1 protein-coding gene is annotated in these 306 nt (G+C 63.1%); it reads left to right on the top strand.

Going from position 1 to position 306, the window contains the following annotated elements; genetic code table 11:
• Positions 1-306 (top strand): two-partner secretion domain-containing protein (locus BLX41_RS02290; protein WP_123723606.1); only part of this gene is annotated, 306 nt, incomplete at both ends.

The following is a 306-nucleotide window of genomic DNA, read 5'->3' as shown; positions in this document are numbered from 1 at the left end:
ACCTGGGTGGCCGCGCGGCCAATGTGATCCTCAACGAAGTCAACGGCGGCAGCCCCAGTCAGCTCAAGGGCTACACCGAGGTGGCCGGGCAATCGGCCCATGTCATCGTTGCCAACCCCTACGGCGTGAGCTGCAACGGCTGCGGCTTCATCAACACCCCGAAAGCCACCCTGACCACCGGCAAACCGGTGATCGAGAACGGCCAGCTCCAGCGTTACCAGGTGGATCAAGGCAGCGTCGCCATTGAAGGCGCGGGGCTCAACGCGAGCAATATCGACCAGTTCGAAATCATCACCCGCAGCGCGA

Source organism: Pseudomonas protegens, from assembly GCF_003732485.1.
Lineage (GTDB): Bacteria > Pseudomonadota > Gammaproteobacteria > Pseudomonadales > Pseudomonadaceae > Aquipseudomonas > Aquipseudomonas protegens_B.
This window is presented reverse-complemented; position numbering and strand designations above follow the sequence as displayed.